This is a genomic window from Luteimonas deserti (assembly GCF_013425765.1).
Taxonomy (GTDB): Bacteria; Pseudomonadota; Gammaproteobacteria; order Xanthomonadales; family Xanthomonadaceae; genus Luteimonas; species Luteimonas deserti.
Genome location: NZ_JACCJZ010000004.1, coordinates 342,844 through 366,367 on the forward strand (window position 1 = coordinate 342,844; position 23,524 = coordinate 366,367).

Sequence of the window (23,524 nt, forward strand, 5' to 3'; positions counted from 1 at the left end):
GGGCGGGGTTGCATCACGTGCGTCGTGACATCACATGCTGGATGGCTGGACGGATCCGAGCAGCGCACGCGGACAGACTGCCCGGCGCTGGCGGTATGGATCGGGCCCGCGAGCGAACCGCGTCCGGTCCGATGGACCCGCCTCGCGCACGGCTGTACCGCGGGTGCGCGTGCGAAACATGTTCCGACCGCCGACGGCGCGTATGCGCTCTGCGGTGACGGACGACGCACGCTGGCATCTCACGCAACGTGGTCCGTCGTGCATGGCTTGTCCGCGCGGTGCAGCGTCGCGCCGGCCCGCTCAGAAACCCGACAGGGCGAACACGTCGTGCTGCAGGATCCGTCCTGCGCGTGCCACCGCCTGCTGGACGTCCGGGCGCGTCAGCAGACGGGCACGGCCTGTCTCCAGCGCGGCGCTCTCCGGCAATGCGGGCGGCATGCGGAAGACCTGCAGCGATTCGAGCGCTTCGGCCCGGCGGCTGGGGGTGTCGAGTGCCTTGATCAGGGCAGCGGCCGCGCGATCCACCTGTTGTTCGCGCAGCAAGGCGTTCACCAGGATCTCCGGTGAATCCTCCGCATGCGCCTCCATGTAGGCCAAGGCGGACGCAGCGGACGCCGTGTCGCCCGACTGCAGGGCCGCGCAGTGGCGCACCCCCGCCTGCACCATGCGACCGTAACCCGTCATCTCACCCGCCTGCTCGATCGCCCGCACGGCGTCGACAGGGCGTCCGAGCATGCACAGGAACGCGCCCAGGTTGAGCGCCTGACTCACGTTGACACCGCCTTGCTCGTCGAGGCGGCTGCCGGCGGTGAAGGCCGCGACGGCGTCGTCCAGCCGTCCCATCCGGCGCAGTGCGATCGCCCGGTTGTTGAAGAGCCAGACGCGCTCGTCGAGAAACTCGAACGGCTCTGCGCCATCGGCGTCGATCGCGGCAAGCATCGCATCCGTGACGGCCAGCGCCTCGTGCTCGCGGCCGGCGATGAGCAGCGCCGCAGCCAGATCCGCGGCAAGGTCGACACGCCCCGGCATCGCGGCGGAGAGCGCCTGCAGTCGCTCCACCTCCATGACGGCCGCTGCCTCGACGGACGGGAGGGACGCAAGGAGCGGGGCCATGCCGTCGAACCTGAGATCGCTGCGGATTTTCGCGAGCACCAGCGGATCGGCAATGCCGGCGATCACCTCGCCCGCGCGCGCCTGCTCGTTGGCGGCAAGCGACAACAGCGCGAGCTCGCGCCAGACGTCGGCCACGCCGCGCCCGTTGTCGGTCCACCCGGCGTCGAACAGCGCGTTCATCACGGCGCGGCGATCGGCTTCGTCAGGCGAACCGCGGAAGAGAAGCGCTGTCAGGAACCCGCGATCCAGCAGATCGATGTGTGCCGGCCACTGTCCGATCCACTCGGTGATGCGGCGCGAGGCAGCCGCGAAGTCCTCCAGCTGGAACTCCATCACCGCCAGCCGGTAGTGGTCTTCCGGGTCCGAGGCGTCGGCCGCGATGGCGGCACGCATCAGCTCTGCTGCCCGGGCGGTGGCGTCGTCCTGCCAGGCGAGCGTCGCATTGGCGGAAAGCAACGCGTTCCGCTGCGCGCCCGTGAGCGAGCGAAAGAGCGAATCCGCCACGATTGCGTCAAGCTGAGCGCGTGCCTTGGCAACCTCGCCCCGCTCTGCATGGGCCAGCGCGGTCCACACCTTCTCGAGAAATCCATCCAGCTTCGACGGCGTGGACGCGGCTGGCGTGACGAGCACGGACGGTGCGGGCGGCAGGGGCGCCGAGGCCGCCAGGGTACCGCTGCAGATCAGACCGGCAGTCACCAGCACCAGTCCCCGCGTCCTGCACTTGATCATTGCCGTCCCCTTCGTCGGACCGCGGATGTTAGGCCACGGGACCCGGCGGGGCGAGCACGGGCGGGTTGCACGGAACCCGACGCGCCATGCGCACGAGGGCGCCGACCCTCCCGGGCAGGCGCCGCCCGGAACCGTGAAGCCGGGTGCCTGCGTTGCCCGCCATCCACGAGGCCTCCGCTCGCGCAGGGCGGGTGCGACAAGCTGTCACATCGTGGTATCCGCAGCCGGGTCTATGATGTCGCTCGCAGCGGCACGAACCGCACATGAGTTGCCGGCGCACCTCGCGCCAGTGCGTGTCGAGCGGTGGCCTGGAACGAGACTTCGAATGTACGACTGGTTCCCCATCGTCTTCATCGTGTTCAAGGTGGTCGTGCTCGGCACGGGGATGTTCTTTGCGATCAAGTGGCATCACGATCAGGCGAAGAAGGACGCACAGGACAAGAAGGACGAGGAAGAAAGAAGGAAGCGGGACGAGACCGGCGGCCCCTGAGCGAGCGTCGGCGCGCCGGCTCGCAGCGCCGGTGTCAGCGTCTCGAGCAGGTGGCGTGTTGGGCGAAGCGCGCGCACGTGTCCGCACGCACTCGTTGAAGGCTCTTCCGTCGGGCCGCTCGCGTCCGGTTTCGGGGTCGCGCTCGGCCTCGCGCCGCTCCGCAAGACTCGGCGGTCCTGCGGCCACGGCGCGCCGCCTCAGTCCGCGTATCGAAGCGCGTCGATCAAGGCCCGCAATGCAGGCGGCGTCTGCCGCCGGCTCGGATGGTAGAGATGGCAGCCGGCGAACGGCGTGCACCACGCATCCAGCACCTGCACCAGGCGCCCTGCCGCGATGTCCTCGGCGACGTCGTGCTCCATCTGGTAGCCGAGCACCACGCCGGCGCGCACGGCGGCCAGGGCCACCTCCACATCGTCGACGACCAGCGGGCCGTGGGTGCGGATGCGGATCTCGCGGCCTTCGTGGGTGAACTCCCACGGCAGCAGGCCGCCCGAGGTGCGCAGGCGGTAGCCGATGCAGGCGTGGTCCTTGAGGTCGTCAGGCGTCTGCGGCGCCGGGTGGCGGGCGAAGTAGTCCGGTGTGCCGACGACGATCGTGCGCAGGTCCGGGCCGATGCGTACGGCGATCATGTCCTGCTCGACGGTGTCGCCGAAGCGGATGCCGGCATCGAAGCCGTCAGCGACGATGTCGGTCAGGGCGTTGTCGACCACCACCTCCACCCGGATGCCCGGATGGGCGAGCAGGAAGGCCGGCAGTTTCGGCGCCAGCACGCGCTGCGCGGCATAGCTGAAGGCGGTGATGCGCAGCGCGCCCAGCGGCTGGTCGCGCCAGGCGTCGAGCGCGGCCAGGCCGTCCTCGATGCCGGCCAGCGCCGGGGCCAGCGATTGCAGCAGGCGTTGTCCGGCCTCGGTGGGCGCCACGCTGCGGGTGGTGCGGGCGAGCAGGCGCACGCCCAGCCGCGCCTCGAGGCCGCGCATCGCGTGGCTCAGGGCCGAGGGTGAGATGCCCAGCGCGGCAGCGGCGCGGGTGAAGCTGCGCTCGCGGGCCACGGCGGCAAAGGCGAACAGGTCGTTGAGCTGGGCGCGCTGCATTGCTGCAGTGTGCTCACAGGCCCATGCGCGCGGCAATGGCTAATCGGATGCCATATCGGCCACTAGGCTGGATGCCCGGCCCGCATCACGGGCATGCACGCAGGACACCCCCATGGACCTCACCCATTACCGCACCCTCGGCCGCTCCGGCCTGCTGGTGAGCCCGCTGGCGCTGGGCACGATGACCTTCGGCGCGCAGCGCTGGGGCACGGACGCCACGGCGTCGCGCGACGTGTTCGCAGCCTACGTCGAGGCGGGCGGCAATTTCGTCGACACCGCCGATCTCTACAGCGACGGCCGCAGCGAGGCGATGCTCGGCGACTTCATCGCCGATGCGGGTGCTCGCGAGCGTCTGGTGGTGGCGACGAAGTCCGGCTTCCCGCGCATGCAGGGCAATGCCCACGGGGGCGGCAACGGTGCGAAGAACATCCGCGCGGCGCTCGATGGCTCGCTGGCGCGACTGCGCACCGATTACATCGACCTGTACTGGATGCACGTCTGGGACCGCATCACTCCGCCCGAGGAGGTGCTGCAGACGCTCACCGACGCGGTGCGCGCCGGGCGCATCCTGCATTACGGCTTCTCCAATACGCCCGCCTGGTACGTGGCGCGGGTGACGACGCTGGCCCAGGCCCACGGGCTGCCGGCGCCCATCGGCCTGCAGTACCAGTACTCGCTGCTCGATCGCGGCGTGGAACTGGAGCTGGTACCCGCAGGCGACGCGCTCGGCCTCGGTCTGGTGCCCTGGAGTCCGCTCGGCGGTGGTCTGCTGACCGGCAAGTACGGCCGCGACAAGCTCGCCGAGGCCGCGCGCAGCGCACGACTGCCCGGCGACGCCTCGGGCGACGTCGAAGCGCGCGCCGACGACGATGGCCGGCTCGACGGCGACAATCCCTTCGGCGGCATGCTGTTCACCGAACGCAACTTCGACATCGTCGACGTGGTGCGCGAGGTGGCGGCCGAGCACGCACGCTCCATGGCGGAGGTGGCCCTTGCCTGGGCGGTGGCGCAGCCCGGCGTCTCCTCGGTTCTGGTGGGCGCCAGCCGCGTTGCGCAGCTCAGGCAGAACATCGCCTCGCTCGACATCGCATTGACCGCCGCGCAGCTGCAGCGTCTGGACGCGGCAAGCCGGCCGCCATCGCTCAACCCCTACTTCATCTTCCAGCTGCCGGCGTCGATGCGCTTCGGCGTCGAGCATGCGACGGGCTGGGGGCAGCGGTAAGCCGCGACGCGCCAGCCGCTGCGGAGCGGCGCATGCGCCTGCGTCAGACGCGAGCCGCGCGCGCTCACGCTGACGCGGGTGCCGGACGCAGGGCAGTGCTGCTCCGCGACACCGGCTGGTCGGGGCGGGGCCGTCCCTCGACTGCTGGCCTCCAGCACGCGTCCGGACACGACGGTGGTGCGGCGCGTGCATCCGGTCTTGCCGGCCCGGTCGCTAGACCCGCGCCATCCGATCGTGCTGGAGCATCGTGGACACCGAGGCTGATGTCGAGCGGCTCAATGTGGTCGAGCGCACCGGGCTGGCCTTCCTGCGCCGCGGCTGCACGCGCGACGACAGCGAGATCCGCCCGTGGCGGGACGAGGACCGTGCGCGCATCCGGCGGTTGCAGGCATGGGCCATCGGCCTGTGCGGACTGGCCGGTGCCGTCTCGGCGTCGCTGATCGGAGCGGCGGACCTCTGGTTGCGCGAGGCGCTGGTCAGCGGATCCGAGCCGTCGTTCTTTTCTCCGGGGCGAGATGCGGCCTACTGGGCCTGGTACGGCGGCATCGCGCTGCTGGTGAGCCTGCTGGAACTGCTGGCGATGTACTGGGTGCTGCTGCGCAACGTGGCGGGCATCGCCAATGCCGCCGGGCTGTCGTTCTCGCAGGGCGACGCCGAAGACGTGCTGGTGACCGGCCTGTCCCGCGCCGCACTCGACATTCCCAACCCGCGTCGGGCGCTGCACGGCATCGATCCCTATGCGCGCGCCTCGCGGCTGAAGATGCTGGCCTACACCGCGCTGTATCGTATCAAGGTCGGCGCGACCAGCTTCGTCGTGCGGATCCTCGCCCGCCGCGTGCTCGCCCGCAGTGGGCTGCGCGTGCTGCTTCCGTTCGCGGCGGTTCCGGTGTTCGCGGGCTGGAATGCGCTGATCGCCTGGTGGGTGATCCGCGAAGCACGCGTGCGCGCCGCAGGCCCGCTGGCCGTGCGCGAGGCGGTGGCGGCGCTCGAACGCGCGCACCTCGGCGAAGACGGTCTGCGGCTGGCCCTGGATGCCGTCGCCGAACTGATCGTCGCCGCCGAGGACGCGCACCCCAACTACGATCTTCTCCTCGCCCGACTGCGTGAGGCCTTCGGCATCGAGGCGCGCATCCCGGAGTGGACCGAGGTGCGCGCACGCCTGGCCGATGCCGACACCCGCACGCGGCATGCCGTGCTGGACTTGATGACCACGACCACCGCACTGCGCGGCCGCATCCGCCGCCGCCAGCGGCGCGTGCTCGAATCCGCTTACGCCGCCTGCGATGCCCGGCTCGGCGACGCACTGCAGACCACCCGGCGCCGCATCGCCGAGGGACGCTGCGCGCTGGAGTGACCCGTTGCGTTGGAGATGTTCGCTGGCGCGGGGACGGCAAAACTGTGAGCGAAGGGGAGACTGCGCGCTGCTTACGCACGACGGTCATCACGCAACACACTCATCGATTGCAGCAAAAGACGGCGAGCACCTCGTCAAGTCGGACGACGCCCACAACGGTGTCCGGGGTTTTCTGCTTCCCGCGCCTTGTACAAAGGGGCATGATGTCACCCGATCAATGCGTCAGGGCGTCCGATGAAGCGACTGTGTCGTCGCGGCTGGGGGATCGTGTGGCTGGCTGGCATGCTGATCGCCACAGCCTGTTCGCAACCATCGTCCGATGGGTCTGCGACATCGATGGGGCCGCTTAGCGCGCCCCCGGACACCCAGGACGCCGGTGGCGCTGCGGACATTGTGCTCCCGCCTTTACGCGTTTCGATGGCATATAGCGAAGCCCGCGCACTGCTGGTCAGCGGCGGCTGGGTGCCGCGCGTGAATCCGGAATGCAGAGCGAACTTGGTGGGGCCGAATGCCGGCGAATTCTGCGCTGCGGCGCCTCCGCCGGTCTTCTGTGGCATCTGTGCAGACGTGCCGGAGCTTCAGGCTTGCAGTTCCGATGCTCGCTGCCTGATGCGTTTTTCCCACCCGCTAAGTCCGACCGACCTCGAGATCCGTGCCTACGGTGAGATCGAATATTGGGCGGAGACCGGAGCTGACGCAGGATTGCAGGTCTCAACGTGGGAACGCGTTCCTTTCGAATGATTTCGATCCGGCATCGGGCCGGCCCCATGGATGGAGCACCGAGATGCGCAATCCTCTTTACGACCTGATGTATCAGGGTGAGTCCGGCGCCGCCGGTTACAACGCATTCAATCGCGGGACCTACATCGACGCATCGGGGCGGGAACGCATTCGTGCCGGTCAACCGCCGATGGATTTCTCGCAGCTCACAGTGGGCGAGCTGCAGGACCTGCAGAACAAACCGCGTCATGATCCCGACCGCGTGTTCGCTGTCGGCAAGTATCAAATCATTCCGTCGACGATGAATCATGCTCTCGCGCGTCTGGGGCTTGGGCGCGAGGAGCCTTTCACGCCCGCACTGCAGGACCGTATCTTTTCTGAGTATCTGTTGAAAGAAAAGCAACCAGCGGTACGCGATTACATCATGGGGGTCCCGGGCGCGACACTCGAACAAGCGCAGCACGGCCTCGCTCGGGAATGGGCGAGCTTTGGCGACCCGCTAAATGGTGGCCAGAGTCATTATGGTGGCGCGAATCGAGCGCACATCACCCCGGCACAAAGCGCAGCCGCTCTGGACGTGCTGCGCGAGCGCTTTGCGGGCGCGGAGGCTCGGGGTCTCTCCAGAGACGCAGCATGGCGCGAGGCAACCGCCGTCGGCAATGAGGCAGCGCGCGACGGCGACAGTGTGGGCCTCGGGCATGGGCGCGGTACGCGCATCGCGGCCCTCGGTCCAGGGTCCAGTGGCGACACAGTACAGGCCTTGCAGGCACAGCTGCATGGGCTGGGCTATACGGGGCGGAACGGAAGTCCACTCAGCGTGGACGGTCGGTTCGGGCCCCAAACCGAACATGCTGTCCGCGAGTTCCAGCGTGACCAGGGCCTTCTCGACGACGGTGTGGCTGGCCGCCTGACCTTGGAGGCCGTTGACCGTGAGACCCAGCTCTCCCGGAACCCGGGGTTGAACGCTTTGTTCGAGGCGCTACGCAATGGTCCCGATGCGCTGAGGGGCGCCGTGGACGCGTTGCACAGCTCGTCCGCGGGCGAGCGTTGGCAGAAGCAGCTCGACGCAGCCCTCGCCGAGCCGACAAATCCGACTCGCTGCGGACCTACCCCGATGCAGGAGGGGCTTGCCCGAGAGTGAAGGCTCGAGGAGGCAACCCTGGGTGGCGCGGATGCTTCGGCTCGTCCGGTGCGCTTCCGCCCGCTGCCTGAAGCTCCGCCCCCTGTGATGTGCGCAGACGGAAGTGCACATGACCGATGGCAGGTGATCGAACGCCCCGCCGCCGCTAGCCTGCGCATCCCGCATCGGGGGATGGATGGAGAGGGGCGTGGGTCGGTTCAGAGGCATCGTGCCAGCCGCATTGGCGGTCGTCTGCGCACCCGTGTGCGCGGTCGAGATCGACGGTCGCATCGATGCGGCGGAGTGGGCGGACGCGATGCACATCGCCGACTTCCGCAAGGTGCAGCCGCTGACCGGCGAGCCGGGCTCGCTGCCGACCGAGGCCTGGGTGCTGGCGACGCCGGACGGCCTGGCCGTGGCGTTTCGGAACGTGCAGCCCGCCGATGTGCCGCGCACCCGGCAGAAGGTGCAGCGCGATTTCGACGAGCAGGTGGACCGGGTCAACGTGTTCATCGACTTCGACGGCGACGGCCGCACGGGCTACGCGTTCACCGTCAGCTCCAGCGGCGGTATCGCCGACGAGATCATCACCAACCAGAACGATTTCAACAGCGACTGGGACGGCCAGTGGCGGCACGCGGTGTCCGAGGACGAAGCGGGCTGGTCGGTCGAGCTGCTGATCCCCTGGCACACCGCGCCGATGCGCGACGGCACGGGCGGCGAGCGCACGCTCAACGTCTTCCTGGCGCGGGTGATCGGCTCCACCGGCGAACGCATGGCCTGGCCTGTGGCGAGCTTCGAGCGCCCGCGCTTTCTCTCCGATTTCGCGCCGATCACCGTGCCGCAGTACAGCCAGTCGTTGCTCGCGGTCACGCCGTACGCGTCGGGCCTGTACGACAACGTGCGCCACGGCCGGGATTTCAATGCGGGTGTGGACGTGTTCTGGAAACCGAGCGGCCGCTTCCAGCTCGCCGCCACGGTGAACCCCGATTTCGGCCAGGTCGAGAGTGACGACCTGGTGGTGAACTTCAGCGCCACCGAGACCTTCATCAGTGACAAGCGGCCGTTCTTCACCGAGAACCAGGGCATCTTCGAGCTGACCACGCCATCCGATTCCAGCCAGCAGCTGTATACGCGTCGCGTCGGCAGTACCGGCGAGATCGATGCGGCGGTGAAGTTCATGGGCAGCCTGGGCCGGGCCAACTACGGCGTGTTCGCCGCCGAAGAAGACGGCCCCACCGGACGGTCCTACCAGGCGCTGCGCCTGGTGCGCGATCTCGCGACGCAGAACCTGGGCGCGATGCTGACGCGGGTGGACGATCCGTTCCGCGAGCGCGAGGCCACGGTGCTCGGCATCGACCACAACTGGCGCCCGACGCAGCGCTGGAACGTGCGAAGCCGCCTGCTCGGAAGCCGTGTCGACGTGGCCACCGATTCGGTACGGGACGTCGGCGCGACGCTGTGGGCCGATTACGAGATGGACGACGGCTGGCGCCAGCAGTGGATCGCCATGCATTTCGGCAACGACTTCGAACTCAACGATTTCGGCTACCTCTCGCGCAACAGCACCAACTACCTCCACTGGGAGCTGCGCAGACGCTTCACCGACCGCCCGGACGATGCCCGCTACGCCTCCACCGACTGGCGCTGGCGCGTGAGCACCAACCACAACAACCGCGGCGACAAGCTCAACGACCAGTTCCGGATGAGCCGCCAGGGCCAGCTGCGCAATGGCGGTACGGAGTACGCCCAGCTCAACCTCAACAGTGCCGGCATCAACGATCTGCTGCTGCGCGGCAACGGCGTGGTGCGCCTGCCCGCGAACTTCAGCGCGAACTACGAATACGAGCGCCCGCGCGAGGGCCGGTGGTCGCCGTATTACGGCGGCGAGCTGTTCAGCGGTGGGCTGGCCGGCAACGACAAGCTGGGCTGGGCCGGCTGGGGCGGCGCCACCTACTTCGTCAGCGACGCGTTCCGGATCAACACCGGACTCACCGTGATCCGCCGGCCGGACTGGCTGATCTGGCAGGGCCGCGGGAACCCGGGTCTGGTCGGCGCCTTCGACGGACGCGAAACGCGGCTGCGCGCCGGCATGGACTGGACTCTGGATGCGCGTCAGGAACTGCGGGTCAAGCTGCAGGCGATCGGCATCGGGGCACGCTCCACAGCCGCCTGGCGGTTCGATCCGGCGGGCAATGCGATCGCCGCTGCCGACCCCGTGGACGATTTCAACGTGCGCAACCTCGGCTTCCAGGTGCGCTACCGCTACGAGCTCGCGCCGCTGTCCTACCTGTACGTGGTCTATGCCCGCGGCGGCTTCGCGCGCGAGCCGGGCGAGGACGGTGTCGATGACGCGTTGCTCGACAGCCTGAGCTTGCGCGACGACGAGCAGCTGATGGTCAAGCTGAGCTACCGTTTCGAGTTGTAGCCCCGCGCCGGCGACGTACCGGCCCGGCGCCGCGGCGTCGGGGCGCCCGCTGCACCATGGACACGCCGGCGAGCGGAACACTGCCCCGGCCGGCGCGAGCGACCGGGCGGTCCCCGCTCGCCGCGCGAGGCGACCCTGTTCCGCTGTAGAGAGCCGACGCCGGCGGCCTCGCGTGCCTCGCCCCGGTCCCACCCACCATGGACCTCTGCCCTGAAGGCCTGCATCGCGCGCTCTGCCAACGCGGAGGCTCACCGGCATGCCGGCCGAATCTGCCGAAGGGGCGGCAGCCGCGCGTCCGGCAGATCGGGACGGCCACCCGCGCGCGAACTGACCCGGCGGATCCCTCCCGACGCCCGGGTGCCGGCACGCGCCGCCCAGCTGCGCTCCGGGCGTCGCAGCCGCTGCAACGGGCGGTCGCGATGCTGCGCCGGTGGACTGGCAGACCAACCCCTTGTTGCGCGAAGAGATCGAGGCCGTCCGGCGGCGTCCCCGGGCGGTGCCGATGCGCTATGCCTGGCGCGCGGGCGCCGGGGTGACGCTGCTGCTGTGGAACGGCGAGACGGTGGGCGCGGTGTATCCGGGCGGACGCTACTGGCTGCGCTGGCGGCGCCGGGAACACACCGGAACGGCGGCCTCGCCGGCCCAGGCGCGGCGCTTCATGGCCCGCTGGCTCGACGCGCGTCGCAATGCCGCGCCGCTGCTGGACGAAGACCTGCCACCGAAGACCCTCGTGCCGCTCGAGGCCTTTCTGCGCGAGTACGAAGCGGCGATCTGACGGCAGTCGTCAGCGCTGCTCCACGCGATTACGCGGGCGCGGCCCCGGCGCAGCGGGCCTCACGGGAGCGCGACACGAGACGGCCGCGAAATACCGGCCCGCGGCGGTGCCCCGCGCGGCGGGTCACGCCCGGCTCCGGCTCACCCAGGCGTGGATCAGTCCCGCCTGGAAGAACTGCACGCACTGTTCGAATCCGCCGTCGTGCAGGATGGCGGTCACCTCCGCCGGCGGCAGGACGCCCACGTCGCGCTGGTAGGCCTCGCGGCTGCGCCGGATCGCATCCGGTGTCACGTCCGCCATCGCCATCATCCGCAGCCACGCCGGCAACAGCACCGCGTAGCCGGGTGAGGTCGTCTCCGCAGCGAGATCCGAGCTGGCGAGAAGCCCGCCGGGCTGCAGGCGCGCCGCGATGTCGGCGAACAAGGCCACGCGCGCGGGGCGGTCGACGAGGAACTGCGAGACCAGAAAGCACGTGGCGGCATCGAAGGGGGCCTCGCCGGGCAGCGCGTCCAGAAACCCGTGGTGAAAGCGGCAGCGCCCGGCGAATCCTTCGTCCTGGGCACGGGCGCGGCAGGCCTCGATCATCGCGCCGGACGGATCGACCGCGACGAAGTGCCAGCCCGGACGGATGCGCGCCAGATGGACCAGTTCCTGTCCGGTGCCGACGCCCACGCACAGCACGCGCGCATCGTCCGGAAGGCCGGCCAGCAGCGGCTCGAGCAGCAGGAACATGCAGTCGCGGATCGCGGACATTCCGGCCCACTGCCGGTCATAACCGGGCGCCTGCCGGTCGAACAGGGCAACGAGTGCCTCGGGCTGCATCGCGGCCATCTCCTGACGGGATCCGCGTCCATGCTAGCGAACGCGTCAAGCGTCCCGGGTGGCCGTGGGCACGCGAAACGGGGCGGGGAGAGGTTCCGGCGCCCTCGCGGCGGCGCTGCGCGCGATTGCGACGCGACCGCCGATGGTCAGTCCACGAGCCGCCGCAGCGTCGCGACCACGTCGGCCAGCTCGATCGGCTTTCCCAGGACCATGCCGTCGCGGTAACGCCGCGGAATGGCATGCCGGTCGTAGCCGGTCACCAGCACGAAGGGCACGCCGCGCGCGGTGAGCACATCGGCCACCGGGTAGACGTCCTCGCCCCTCAGATTGACGTCGAGTACCGCCATGTCGAGGGTGTCCGCCTGCGCGACCAGGGCCAGCGCACGCTCGACCGAAGACGCCGGGCCCACGACCGTCGCGGCCTGCTCGACCAGCGCTTCGGCGAGCAGGCCGGCGATCAGGTACTCGTCCTCGACGACCAGGACGTGGCGGCCCGCGAGGCCGGATTCAGTCGAGGGCGATGACATGCGCAGAGGTGGTGTCGGAGATGGGCACTTCGATGGTGCACCGTACACCCTCGGGGCCCACGACATACGTGGTGAGTGCGTCGAGCTGATAAGGAAGCGCCTGCTCGATGAGTTCGCGCCCGTAGCCGCTGCCCTGCGCGGCGCTGGCGGCGAGCGCCATGTCGACGCAGGTCTCGATCCATTCGATGTGCAGCGAGGGCCGGCCGTCGCGACGCGTGGCGCGCCAGCGTACGGAGAGTCGACCCTCGTCCTGGGCGAGTGCGCCGTACTTGGCGGCATTGGTGGCCAGCTCGTGCAGCGCGAGCGCGAAGGTCTGCACCGTGCCCGAGCGCAGGAACACTCCGGACGGTCCGCTCAGCTCGACACGATCGCCGCGGCCGCCCTCGTCCAGCGCGCCCATCGCCGACAGTTCGGCGCGCACGAGCGTGTCGAACGCGATCCGGTCGCCCTCCTGCAGTCGCGAGAGCAGGCCCTGTACGCGCGCCAGCGCGCCCAGCCGCGCCCGAAAGGTCTTCGACAACGTGTCGACGTCCGCGCTGCCGCGCCGGGTCTTCTCGAACATCGTCAGCACCACCGCCATGATGTTGCGGGTTCGATGCTGCAGTTCGCGCATCAGCACCTGTTGCCGTTCGTCCCAGTGCTTGCGCTCGGTGGCGTCGCGACCCACCTTGAGATAGCCGGTGACCGTACCCGACGCGTCGATCACCGGACGCATCGCACCTTCGATGAAGACGCATTCGCCGTCCTTGCACACGTGCCAGCGCACGTCCGCCGCCACGCCGTTCTCGCGTGCGCCGCGCATTTCCTGCGCGGGGACGTCGGCGGCGCGATCCTCGCGGGTGAAGGTGATGGCGGCGTGCTGGCCGAGGGCCTCCTCGCTCGACCAGCCGAACACCGCCCGGGCGCCCGGCGGCCAGCTGTCGATGAGGCCGTCGGCGTCGGTGGTGAAGATCGCGTAGTCCAGCGCGGTATCGACGATGCCGCGATAACGCGCCTCGCTCTCGCGCAGGGCGGCTTCCGCGGTCGTGCGCACGTGCGCGGCCTGCGTCTCGCGTGCCAGCACCGCTGCGGCCAGCGCGTGATCGATCCGCTGGTTGAAATGCACCACATCCTCGACATGCGAGGCATCGAAGGGGGCGAGCGACGACAGCCAGGCGCGCAGCACCGTGGTGCGCAGAGCGCCGATCGCCATCGCCACCTCGGCCAGCGCCGCAGCGGCCCCGGACTGCAGCCCGTCTCCGGGCAGCGCGGTCGTCTGCGCTTCGCCCTGCATCGGCGACGCGGCCTCGAGCGCGTCGGCGATGCCCAGCAGAAGGCCTCTGCCGCGATCGTGCAGCGCTCCGCCGGGCCCGGCGGCCTCGACATGCGTCGCCCAGGCCGCCAGCAGGTCCGGCAGGCGTGTGCGGATGTAGCGGGACAAGCGCATGGACGGCGTCCGATGGGGCGCGGCGCATCGACGGCCCGCCATCGCGCGGGTCGCATCGCATCTGTACTGCCAGGCCGGAAGGTGGCGTCACACCGTGGCGATTGCCCTGTCGTCATGCGTTGAACGCAGGGGTGCATGCGGCCCCGGTCCCGGACATGTTTTCCGCCACGATCGATCATTCCCCCTGCGATACCGGACACGATGCGGCGGCTGCGGCGGAGATCCAACGATGGCGCGATCGACGCCCGTGCGCATCCCGGCCTTGCTGCGGCCTGAAAATCGAGCGCCCAGCCCGTGATCTGCGGGCTTGTCGCGACGCGATGCACCCGGCTGAACGCAGCGTGCCGGCGGTGGCCGGGCTGATTCGACGATGGACGGGACGCCGCCCACGCTTGCGGCGATAATCGGCCCGGGCCCGCCGCAGATCTCGGGATCCGGCCTGCAGTCGGGGCATGCGCAGACCTGCTCCCGCACGGCCGAGGTCCCCTTGAATCCACCGTTTTCCTCCGGACGGCTCGACTCCGAGCGCGTGAAGCTGGCCCTGGCGGCCGGCGCGATCGTCGGCACCTGGTTCTGGGACGTGAGGCAGGACCTCATGATGGTCGACGACGCGCTGGCACGCGCATTCGACCTCGATCCCGGCGTGGCCGGCACGCCGGTACGTCTGGAGCAACTGCTGGCGTCGGTCCACCCGGATGACCTGCCCGAACTCGAGGCCGCCATCGCAGAGGCCGTGCGGGTCGGTGGGCGCTACGCGCACCAGTACCGCACGCGCAACACCGATGGCGTCTACCGCTGGATCGAGGCGATCGGCCGGGTCGAACTGGATGCCGACGGGAAGGCGGTGGATTTCGCCGGGGTGCTGATCGACATCCATGAGCGGCGACGCGTCGAAGGCGAGCGCGATCAGGCACAGACCCTGCTGCGCTCCTTCATCGACGCCGCGCCCGGCGTGGTGTATGCCAAGGACCGCCAGGGCCGGATGCTGCTCGGCAACCGCGGCACCACCGAGCTGATCGGCCGTCCACCCGAAACCTACATCGGCCACACCGACGCCGAGTTCCTGGCCGATCCGGAGCAGGCGGCGGCGGTCATGGCCGCGGACGAACGGATCATGTCCAGCGGCGAAACGGAGCAGCTGGAAGAAGAGGTGAGCTACGCCGACGGACGACGCGCCTGCTGGCTGTCGACCAAGGCCCCGCTGCGCGACGCGAGCGGCGCCGTGGTCGGCCTGATCGGCACCTCGATCGACATCACCGACCGCAAGGCGGCCGAGGCCCGGCACCGCGAGATCGAGGAGCGCTACCGGCTCGCGGCGCAGGCCACCAACGATGCCATCTGGGACTGGCGCATCGCCGATGGCACAGTCGTCTGGAACGAGGCGCTGGGCACCCTGTTCGGCCACGGACGCACGGGCACCGATGCGCAGTGGTGGCTCGACCACATCCATTCCGAGGACCGCGCCCGTGTCGAGTCCGATATCCACGACGTGATCGCAGGCAAGGAATCGGCCTGGGCGACGGAGTACAGGTTCCGGCGTGCGGATGGCAGCTTCGCCTCCGTGCTCGATCGCGGTACCGTGCTGCGCGATGCCGCGGGCGCACCGGTGCGGATGATCGGAGCGATGCTCGACCTGACCGCCAGCCGCGCCGCCGAAGCGGCCCTGGCCGAAAGCGAGGAACGCCTGCGGCTGGCCGCCGAGGCCAGCGACCTGGGCTTCTGGGATGTCGACCTGGTCCACGACGCGATGACCTGGTCGGCCCGCACCAAGGCGATGTTCGGGATGTCGGTCGACGTCGAGGTCTCGTTGCAGGATTTCTACGCGAGCCTGCACCCCGACGACCGCGACGCCATCCGCGCCGCGTTCGAAGCCGCGTCCGATCCCGGGCGCCGCGCGCTGTACGACGTCGAGTACCGCACGATCGGACGCGACGACGGCGTGGTGCGCTGGATCGCGGCGAAGGGCCGCGGGCTGTTCGAAGCCGGCCGCTGCATCCGCGTGGTCGGCGTGGTGATGGACGTCACCGCGCGCAGGATGTCCGATGCACGCCTGCACGAACTCAACGAACGCCTGGAAAGCCGCGTGCGCGAGGAAGTGGCCGAGCGCACGCGCGTCGAAGAAGCGCTGCGGCAGAGCCAGAAGATGGAAGCGGTGGGCCAGCTCACCGGCGGCATCGCGCACGACTTCAACAACATGCTCGCCGCGGTGATCGGCCCGCTCGATCTGCTCGCATCGCGTATCGGCAACGACGATCCACGCGCCCGGCGCTACATCGACACCGCCATCGACGGCGCCAGCCGCGCCGCGCAGCTGACCCAGCGCCTGCTCGCCTTCGCACGCCGGCAGCCCCTGCAGCCGGTGGCGCTGGACGTGAACCGCCTGGTGGCCGGCATGCGCGACCTGCTCGCGCATTCGCTCGGCGCGAGCATCCAGCTCGAGACCGTGCCCGCCGAGGCGGTGTGGCGCACGCATGTCGACGCCAACCAGCTGGAGAACGTGATCCTCAACCTGGCCGTCAACGCACGCGATGCGATGCCCGGCGGCGGCCGCCTGACCATCGCGACCGCCAACTGCGATATCGAGTCCGACGCGGCCGATGCCCAGGGCCTGTCGCCGGGGCAGTACGTGCGCATTTCCGTGTCCGATACCGGCAGCGGGATGCCGCCCGAGGTGATGGCCCAGGCCTTCGATCCGTTCTTCACCACCAAGCAGATCGGCAAGGGCACCGGGCTCGGCCTGTCGCAGGTGTACGGCTTCCTCAAGCAGTCGGCGGGCCATGTGAGGCTGCGTTCGGTGGTCGGGCGCGGCACCGTCGTCGACCTCTACCTGCCGCGCCTCGCGGACGGCGCCGACGCGCCGCTGCCGCGCCTGGCCGACGCTGCGGCACCGCCACGCGGACAGCATCAGCGGGTGCTCGTCGTCGACGACGACCCGGCCGTACGCCAGGTGTCCTGCGACGCGCTGTCCGAGCTGGGCTATCAGGTGCTGGCCGCCGACGGCGCCGCCAGTGCACTCGCGCTGCTCGACACGCACCCGGACATCGCCCTGCTGTTCACCGACGTGGTGATGCCCGACGTCAACGGCCCGCAACTGGCCGACCGCGCCCGCGCCCGGCGGCCCGGACTCAAGGTCCTGTTCGTCACCGGCAACAGCGGCAACATGCTGCTCAGCGACGGCGTGCCGGATCCGGCGGTGCATGTGATCGGCAAGCCCTTCACCCTGGACGCGCTGGCGATGCGGGTGGCGGCGGTGCTCGGTCCAGACGGATAGCCAACTGCATCCAGCCCCCGGCAGCGGGCACCGGCATGCGGCATGGCACAGGCGGCCCGACCCGATGTCGGGAGCGATCGCCGCCCTGACGTGACCAGTTCCCGGGCGTCGCTCGCCCGAGGAATGCCGCGTTCGCGCGTCGTCTCCTTGGGCCGACCGCGGCCGCAGCAGTGCGATTTCACCGGCTCGCGCCGGCGAATGCCCTAGCGTCCCCGGTTTCCGTCACGAGGGATCCCGCCATGAAGCCCACACTCACGCTGCTCGGCGCTGCATTGGCGCTCGCACTGGCCGGTTGCAACAACCAGGATCCGGGCAACGACACCACCGGGCTATCGGTGGACACCACCGCGGTCGCCCAGGGCATCGGCGAGGACGCCGATGTCCAGGCGGCGGCTGAAGACGGACGTGACGGGAGTGCGCTCGCAGAGGCCGACCGCGCCGCGCTGCAGATGGTGCAGACGATCGATCGCCACGAGATCGCCGCAGCCGATGCTGCGCTGGCCAAGGGCGTCACCGGTGACGTGCATCGCTACGCCGAGACCCTGCGCGCCGGGCACACCCGCAACGAGGAGGCGACGCAGCGGTTGCTCGGCAGCGGTGCGGCCGGCGCGTACGCTGCCGCGGCAAGAGACACGGCAGCGGTCCGCGGCACCTCGCGTACCGAGGCGTCGCGCAGCGACACCTCCGGTGCCCTCGGCACCCATCCCGAGCCTGCAGACGCACATGAGGACGTGGACACGGTCGCCGGGGCGTCCGCCAGCCCCGAGATCCAGGCCATGCGCGACACCTTCGAGTCCGAGCGCACCCGGCTGGCGACGCTGGAGGGCGACGCGTTCGCTTCGGCGTGGACCCATGCGAGAGTCAGCCAATACGAATCCACGCTGACACGGCTCGACGACGTACTGATTCCGTCGGTGCGCGACGAAGCCGTGGCACGCCATCTGCGGGCGACCCGCGAGATGGTCGCCGCGCATCTCGATGCCGCGCGCGGCCTTGAGGCCGACTGATCGACCCAGCGTGCGCATGCCTCCGCGGGCACGTCTGTCATACGCGGCGCCGAGACCAGCGCAAAAAAGCAGCGGAGGCGCGATGACGCGGCGCCCGTGCGTCTCCAAAGCTCCATCAAGGACCCAGTTATGCCAGATCCGACCATGACCGCCATCGCCATCCGCGGCGGCACCGGCGCTGCCGATGCGCTGCATCCGGTGCAGGTGCCGCGCCCGGTGCCGAACCCGGGCGAGGTGCTGATCCGCGTGCGCGCGGCCGGCGTCAACCGGCCGGACATCGTGCAGCGCCTGGGCAAGTACCCGCCGCCGCCCGGCGCGCCTGCAACCCTCGGTCTCGAGGTGGCAGGCGAGGTCGTGCACGGCGCGGGACGCTGGCGCGAAGGCGACCGCGTCTGCGCCCTGCTGGGCGGCGGCGGGTATGCCGAATACGCCGTCGTCGACGCGCGCCACGTGCTGCCGATTCCCGATGGTCTGGACTGGGTACACGCCGCGGCGCTGCCGGAGACCGTGTTCACCGTGTACGCCAACGTCTTCGAGCACGGCGCGCTGCAGCCGGGCGAATGGCTGCTGGTGCACGGCGCGACCTCCGGCATCGGGGTGGCCGCGATCCAGATGGCCCGGGCCGCCGGCGCGCATGTGATCGCCTGCAGCCGCAGCGCCGACAAGGCGGCGCGCACGCACGCGCTCGGCGCCGACGTCTCGGTGGACACGTCGACGATGGACTTCGGCGCGATCGCGAAGGAACACGGCGGCATCGACGTGGCGCTGGACATGGTCGGCGCGGCCACGCTCACGGCCACGCTGGACGCATTGAACCCGAAGGGCCGCATCGTCTACATCGCCGCGCTCGGCGGTGCTGTGCTGGAGGTGCCGGTGATGCAGTTGATGCAGAAACAGGCCGTACTCACCGGCTCGACGCTGCGCCCGCGCAGCGCCGACGAGAAGGCACGGCTCGCCGTCGCCGTGGAACGCGTGGTCTGGCCGTGGATCGCCGAGGGCCGGGTGAACGCGATCGTCGACCGCACGTTCCCGCTCGCCGAGGCCGCCGCTGCGCACGCGTATCTCGAGGCCGGCGACCACGTCGGCAAGGTGATGCTGGAGGTCGCATGAGCGCCTCGCCCCCGCGCTTCGACATCGGCGCGGTGCCCACGCACTGGGTCACGCTCGACGATGACGTGATGGGCGGCCACTCGCGCAGCCGGGTGGCCGTGCACGACGGCGTGCTGACGTTCTCCGGCACGACGTCGCTCGACGACAACGGCGGCTTCGCCTCGATCCGCCCACGCGGCGCGTTCGATCTCGCCGGCGCGCGCGGACTGCGCCTGCGTGTCCGCGGCGACGGCCGTGGCTACCAGGTGCGCATCGCCACCGACGCGCGGCATCGCGGCTCGAACGTGTCGTGGCGCGGTGATTTCGAGGCCCCGGCCGGCGTGTGGACCGACGTCGTCGTCGCGTTCGCCGGCATGCGGCCCACCTACCGCGGCACGGTGCTCGACGGGCCGGCGCTGGACCTGTCGAAGGTGGAGGAGATCGGCCTGCTGATCGGTGACGGGATCGCCGGGCCGTTCGCCCTCGAGATCGCCTGGCTCAGGCCGGAACGCTGAGACCCGCCGGCCGCGCCGGACACCTATCCCGTGGACAGGGCGCGCGACGCTCGCCAAAATGCCGGCGGGAACTCGACGGACGGGGGGGCGTCATGGCGCGATGGATGCGTCGCTTGTGCGGATGGCTGGTGTGCAGCGTGCCCCTGCTCGCGTGGGCGCAGGTGCCCACACTGGAGCTGGAGCCGTATCTGCGCCAGCCTGTCTTCCAGCGGGTGAAGATCTCGCCCGACGGCGCCTATTACGCGGTCACCACCGCCCTGGAGGACCGCACCGCGCTCGCTGTCGTGCGCGCTGACAACCACCAGCCCACGGCGAAGGTGGTCGGCAAGCGTGGTTCGGTCGTCGAGGATTTCTGGTGGGCGAACGACGAACGCATCGTGGTCTCGCTCGCCACGCGACGCGGGTCGCGCGACGAGCCCGTCTCGATCGGCGAGCTGCATGCCGTGAATGCCGACGGCAGCAATCCCCGACTGCTGGCCAGCCCCTACGGCGCGCGTGGGCCCCTGGATACCACCGTCCAGCTGCTGCTCGAGCCGTCGGTGTATCTGTTCGACACCCTGCCTGGTGATCGGCGCAAGGTGCTCGTCTACGCGGTGCCGCAGACCAGCGATCCGAACGTGCGTGTGGAGCGGCTCGACATCTACACCGGCGGGCGCGACACCGTGGCGATGGTGCCCGTGCGCCGTGCGCGGTTCCTGGCCGATGCGCAGGGACGCGTGCGGTTCGCGTCCGGGGCCAATGCCGACAACGTGCAGAAGCTGTTCTATCGCGACGACGATGGCAGCGCCTGGCGGCACATCGACATCACCGGATCGGCCACACGGAACGTGTACGCACTGGGTTTCTCCGAGGACGGCCGCGTCGCCTATCTGCAGGTCGAGCAGCCCGACGGGCCTGATGCCGTCGTCGCCTGGGACCCGGCCAGCGGCCGGACGACCGAGCTGCTGCGCGACGCGAGGGTGGACCCGTACCGGATCCTCTACGCTCTCGACGGCCGCACGCCGATCGGCGTTTCGTTCATGAGCGACCGGGTGCGCAACCGCTTCTTCGACGACAACCATCCAGCAGCGCGGCTCTACCGCAGCCTGGAACCCGCCTTCGACGGCGACGCCATCCACATCACCTCGACCAGCGCCGACGGACGCCTGGCCCTGGTGTCGTTGTGGAGCGATCGCAACAGCGGCGACTACATCCTGTTCGACACTGTGTCCAAGACCGGCCGCCGGATCTTCTCGCAGCGCGAATGGCTGCATCCGGCGGACATGCTGGGGAGCCGCGAGATCGCATTCGACGCACGCGACGGGCGCCGCATCCACGGCTACCTCACCCTGCCGCGCGATGCGTCGGGACCGCGCCCGCTGGTCGTGCTGCCGCACGGCGGGCCGTTCGGCATCTTCGACAGCTGGTCCTTCGACGATGACACCCAGCTCCTCGCGGCTGCGGGGTATGCGGTGCTGCGCGTCAACTATCGCGGCTCCGGCAACTACGGGCGCGCCCACCTTGATGCGGGTGCGCAGGAGTGGGGCGGGGCGATGCAGGACGACCTCACCGACGCCACCCGCTGGGCGATCCAGACCGGTGTCGCCGAGCCGGATCGCATCTGCATCTACGGCGCGAGTTACGGCGGCTACGCGGCCCTCATGGGAGCCGCACGGGAGCCGGACCTGTACCAGTGCGCGGTCGGCTATGTCGGCGTGTACGACCTGGAGATGTTTCACCGGGACCAGTCCGGCAACAGCCGCTCGTCCCGCACCTGGGCCGGCGAGTGGATGGGCGCGCGCGGCACGCTCGCGGCGCGCTCGCCCGTCAATCTGGCCGACCGCATCCGCGTGCCGGTGTTCCTGGCGGCCGGCGGCCAGGACACGCGCGCTCCGCTGGCGCACAGCCAGCGCATGGAGCGTGCCCTCAAGCGCAATGGCGGGACGGTCGAGACGCTCTACTATCCGAACGAAGGCCACGGCTTCTACACCGAAGCGCATCGCCGCGCGTTCTACACGCGCCTGCTCGGTTTTCTGTCCACCCACCTGGGCGGTGCGGTGGCGCGATAGCGCGCGGGCTGGCGCCGTCGGAGTCGGCGCGGGTGCATCGCGCATGGCGTCTGCGGGCTGCCGAGAGTGGCCGGAGCGACGGCGGCCCCGGGCAACCTGCGCGTGGTGACTCCGTCGTGGCGGTGCTTTCGACAACGGCAGAAACGGGGCTGGAGCGGCACGTGGACACGCGACTCCGCTCCATCGCGCCCCCAGGCAGGGCGGCGGTGGCCCGCGGCGACAGGACCACCGGATCGGGCATCCGAACGACGTCCGCACCTCCGGGCACTTGCACCCGCTTCACGACGCGGGCCGCACCGTGTGACCACCACGCGCACCGGCGCGATCGAACGAGCTGAGCCATGCCCCGTCCCTACTCGAGCAACACCGACACCACCCAGCCGCCCGACCACGACGAGGCACACGACCCGCAGACCGACCCCGGCGAGCAGGCGCCCGGTCGGCTGGACCCACGCAACGGCGGGCCGGTGCAGGGCGATACGTCGGAAGAGGAATAGCCGTCCGGCCCTGTCTTTGCGCCCGGCGTCAGCCGGCGTGGGGCCGCGATGGCCCAACGTCGATCGCCTGCACCGGCGCAAGGCGTCGGGCGATCGGAACGCCGATGCCGCTGCGACGGCGACCTGCTGCGGCGCCCCGCAGGGACGGCGTCCCCGCGGCATCGCCCTGGATGGCAGGCCCGGCCTTCATGCGATCTCGCGGGCGCCCCGCCGCTGCCGATGCGGCCACCTCTGGAAGCCGCGTCGACGTCGGCAGTACGCAGTGCGTCGCCGACGCCTGTCTCGCGCGGGATCGATGAACACGGGGTCGTCGCACATGCCGCCGAACGGCGGAAATGAAGGACGCGCTGCTGCGTCAGCACTTGCCTGCATGTCCGGGAAAAGAGCTGCGACGTTCACCAGCTCCTTGCGTCGGTGGGGCTAGGTTCGCCCCTCCATCGACGAGGACACGCCCATGAAGGCATCCATTACCAATCCTGCAATCACCCTCCTGGCCGCGACGCTGGCGCTCGGCCTGGCGGCGTGCAACAACGACAACCGTGCAGACGATGCGCCGCGCACCACGGCCGGCGGCACCGCCGCCACCACCGACGGCATGACCACCGACGAGCCCGTCACGGCCACGGGCACTCCGGGCATGGGAACGGATGGCACGGCCGCCGGGCAGCATGCCGAGGGTGACCGCAAGGCGCTGATGGCGGTCGAGGAAGTCGACCGGCACGAGATCGCCGCCGCCGAAGACGCGCTGGCCAAGAACGTGGAAGGTGACGTGCGCCGTTACGCGGAAACCCTCCGCGACGACCACACCCGCAACCTCGACGCCACCCGGCGTCTGATGGGCGCCGCGGGCGGCAACGCCGGGATGGGCGCCAACCCGGGCGCCACGGGTGCCGGCAGCATGGGCGCCGGCACGGGCGCGGCTGGAGCCGCCCCCACGGGCGCGGCGGGCACCACCGGCGCCGGCGCTGCAGCGGCAGGCGCGACCCACGGCATGCATGGCGGCGATGCGGAGCTGACGGCGATGCGCGAGAAGCACGAAGCCGAGCGTCAGCGTCTCTCCGCACTCGAGGGCCAGGCGTTTGCGACCGCGTGGGTGCAGGCCATGGTCACCGGCCACGAAGAGGCCCTGGCCAAGCTGGACAACGAGCTGATCCCGGGTGCGAGCGACGAGGCCGTCGCACGCCACCTGCGCGATACGCGCACTTCGATTGCCGGTCATCTGGAGACCGCGCGCACGCTGCAGGCCAACAACCGCTGATTCACCTGCGTCACCGTGGAAC

Annotated in this window: 19 protein-coding genes; 14 read left to right on the top strand and 5 right to left on the bottom strand. The window is 70.3% G+C overall.

Annotated features, from left to right (window positions below; genetic code table 11):
* Window positions 1-300 precede the first annotated feature (300 nt).
* Entirely contained in the window at window positions 301-1,686 is a 1,386-nt protein-coding gene (locus tag H0E82_RS02145; RefSeq protein WP_180543320.1) for a tetratricopeptide repeat protein, read from the bottom strand.
* Window positions 1,687-2,167: 481 nt separating this feature from the next.
* Here H0E82_RS02145 and H0E82_RS02150 point away from each other — a divergent pair, with 481 nt between their 5' ends.
* On the top strand, window positions 2,168-2,332 hold the full coding sequence (locus H0E82_RS02150) for a hypothetical protein (RefSeq protein ID WP_180543321.1): 165 nt from the start codon (window positions 2,168-2,170) through the stop codon (window positions 2,330-2,332).
* A 197-nt stretch (window positions 2,333-2,529) separates the two neighbouring features.
* Here the strand turns inward: H0E82_RS02150 and H0E82_RS02155 are convergent, their stop codons facing one another.
* A complete protein-coding gene (locus tag H0E82_RS02155; protein ID WP_180543322.1) occupies window positions 2,530-3,423 on the bottom strand; it encodes a LysR family transcriptional regulator in 894 nt (297 codons plus the stop codon).
* A 112-nt stretch (window positions 3,424-3,535) separates the two neighbouring features.
* On the opposite strand from H0E82_RS02155, the gene H0E82_RS02160 reads away from it, so the two are divergent.
* The 6 genes from H0E82_RS02160 to H0E82_RS02185 all read left to right on the top strand — a co-directional run bounded on the left by H0E82_RS02160 (window position 3,536) and on the right by H0E82_RS02185 (window position 11,042).
* Window positions 3,536-4,645, top strand: coding sequence for an aldo/keto reductase (locus H0E82_RS02160; RefSeq protein ID WP_180543323.1), 1,110 nt, complete (start codon window positions 3,536-3,538; stop codon window positions 4,643-4,645).
* Window positions 4,646-4,892: 247 nt separating this feature from the next.
* Window positions 4,893-5,999 (top strand): LBF_2804 family protein, encoded by a 1,107-nt coding sequence (locus tag H0E82_RS02165; RefSeq protein ID WP_180543324.1) that lies wholly within the window; start codon window positions 4,893-4,895, stop codon window positions 5,997-5,999.
* Between the two features lie 417 nt (window positions 6,000-6,416).
* Complete coding sequence (locus H0E82_RS02170) at window positions 6,417-6,740, top strand: hypothetical protein (protein WP_180543325.1); 324 nt, start codon at window positions 6,417-6,419, stop codon at window positions 6,738-6,740.
* Between the two features lie 43 nt (window positions 6,741-6,783).
* Complete coding sequence (locus H0E82_RS02175) at window positions 6,784-7,860, top strand: peptidoglycan-binding protein (RefSeq protein WP_219338360.1); 1,077 nt, start codon at window positions 6,784-6,786, stop codon at window positions 7,858-7,860.
* A gap of 187 nt (window positions 7,861-8,047) precedes the next feature.
* Window positions 8,048-10,267 (top strand): DUF5916 domain-containing protein, encoded by a 2,220-nt coding sequence (locus H0E82_RS02180; RefSeq protein WP_328796931.1) that lies wholly within the window; start codon window positions 8,048-8,050, stop codon window positions 10,265-10,267.
* Window positions 10,268-10,697: 430 nt separating this feature from the next.
* Complete coding sequence (locus H0E82_RS02185) at window positions 10,698-11,042, top strand: hypothetical protein (protein ID WP_180543326.1); 345 nt, start codon at window positions 10,698-10,700, stop codon at window positions 11,040-11,042.
* A 123-nt stretch (window positions 11,043-11,165) separates the two neighbouring features.
* Here the strand turns inward: H0E82_RS02185 and H0E82_RS02190 are convergent, their stop codons facing one another.
* The 3 genes from H0E82_RS02190 to H0E82_RS02200 form a co-directional block, all read right to left on the bottom strand.
* Window positions 11,166-11,873, bottom strand: a complete 708-nt coding sequence (locus H0E82_RS02190) for a class I SAM-dependent methyltransferase (protein ID WP_219338362.1) — start codon at window positions 11,871-11,873, stop codon at window positions 11,166-11,168.
* 137 nt (window positions 11,874-12,010) lie between these two features.
* Window positions 12,011-12,391, bottom strand: a complete 381-nt coding sequence (locus H0E82_RS02195) for a response regulator (RefSeq protein WP_180543327.1) — start codon at window positions 12,389-12,391, stop codon at window positions 12,011-12,013.
* Window positions 12,372-13,817: a sensor histidine kinase gene (locus H0E82_RS02200; RefSeq protein WP_235974125.1), complete on the bottom strand. Its 1,446-nt coding sequence runs from the start codon at window positions 13,815-13,817 to the stop codon at window positions 12,372-12,374. Before H0E82_RS02200 ends, H0E82_RS02195 begins: the two co-directional genes overlap by 20 nt.
* Window positions 13,818-14,304: 487 nt before the next feature.
* Between H0E82_RS02200 and H0E82_RS02205 the strand changes: the two genes are divergently transcribed.
* From H0E82_RS02205 to H0E82_RS02235, 7 genes are all read left to right on the top strand, one after another.
* A complete protein-coding gene (locus H0E82_RS02205) occupies window positions 14,305-17,088 on the top strand; it encodes a PAS domain-containing protein (RefSeq protein ID WP_235974126.1) in 2,784 nt (927 codons plus the stop codon).
* 239 nt (window positions 17,089-17,327) lie between these two features.
* Window positions 17,328-18,095 carry a DUF4142 domain-containing protein gene (locus tag H0E82_RS02210; protein ID WP_180543329.1) on the top strand — a complete coding sequence of 256 codons (768 nt, stop codon included), beginning with the start codon at window positions 17,328-17,330 and terminating at the stop codon, window positions 18,093-18,095.
* Between the two features lie 129 nt (window positions 18,096-18,224).
* Complete coding sequence (locus tag H0E82_RS02215; protein WP_180543330.1) at window positions 18,225-19,205, top strand: NAD(P)H-quinone oxidoreductase; 981 nt, start codon at window positions 18,225-18,227, stop codon at window positions 19,203-19,205.
* A complete protein-coding gene (locus H0E82_RS02220) occupies window positions 19,202-19,699 on the top strand; it encodes a CIA30 family protein (RefSeq protein WP_180543331.1) in 498 nt (165 codons plus the stop codon). The genes H0E82_RS02215 and H0E82_RS02220 overlap by 4 nt, the downstream gene beginning before the upstream one ends.
* A 104-nt stretch (window positions 19,700-19,803) precedes the next feature.
* Complete coding sequence (locus tag H0E82_RS02225) at window positions 19,804-21,747, top strand: alpha/beta hydrolase family protein (protein ID WP_180543332.1); 1,944 nt, start codon at window positions 19,804-19,806, stop codon at window positions 21,745-21,747.
* Between the two features lie 341 nt (window positions 21,748-22,088).
* On the top strand, window positions 22,089-22,244 hold the full coding sequence (locus tag H0E82_RS02230) for a hypothetical protein (RefSeq protein ID WP_180543333.1): 156 nt from the start codon (window positions 22,089-22,091) through the stop codon (window positions 22,242-22,244).
* A gap of 454 nt (window positions 22,245-22,698) precedes the next feature.
* Window positions 22,699-23,502, top strand: coding sequence for a DUF4142 domain-containing protein (locus H0E82_RS02235; RefSeq protein ID WP_180543334.1), 804 nt, complete (start codon window positions 22,699-22,701; stop codon window positions 23,500-23,502).
* Window positions 23,503-23,524 lie beyond the last annotated feature (22 nt).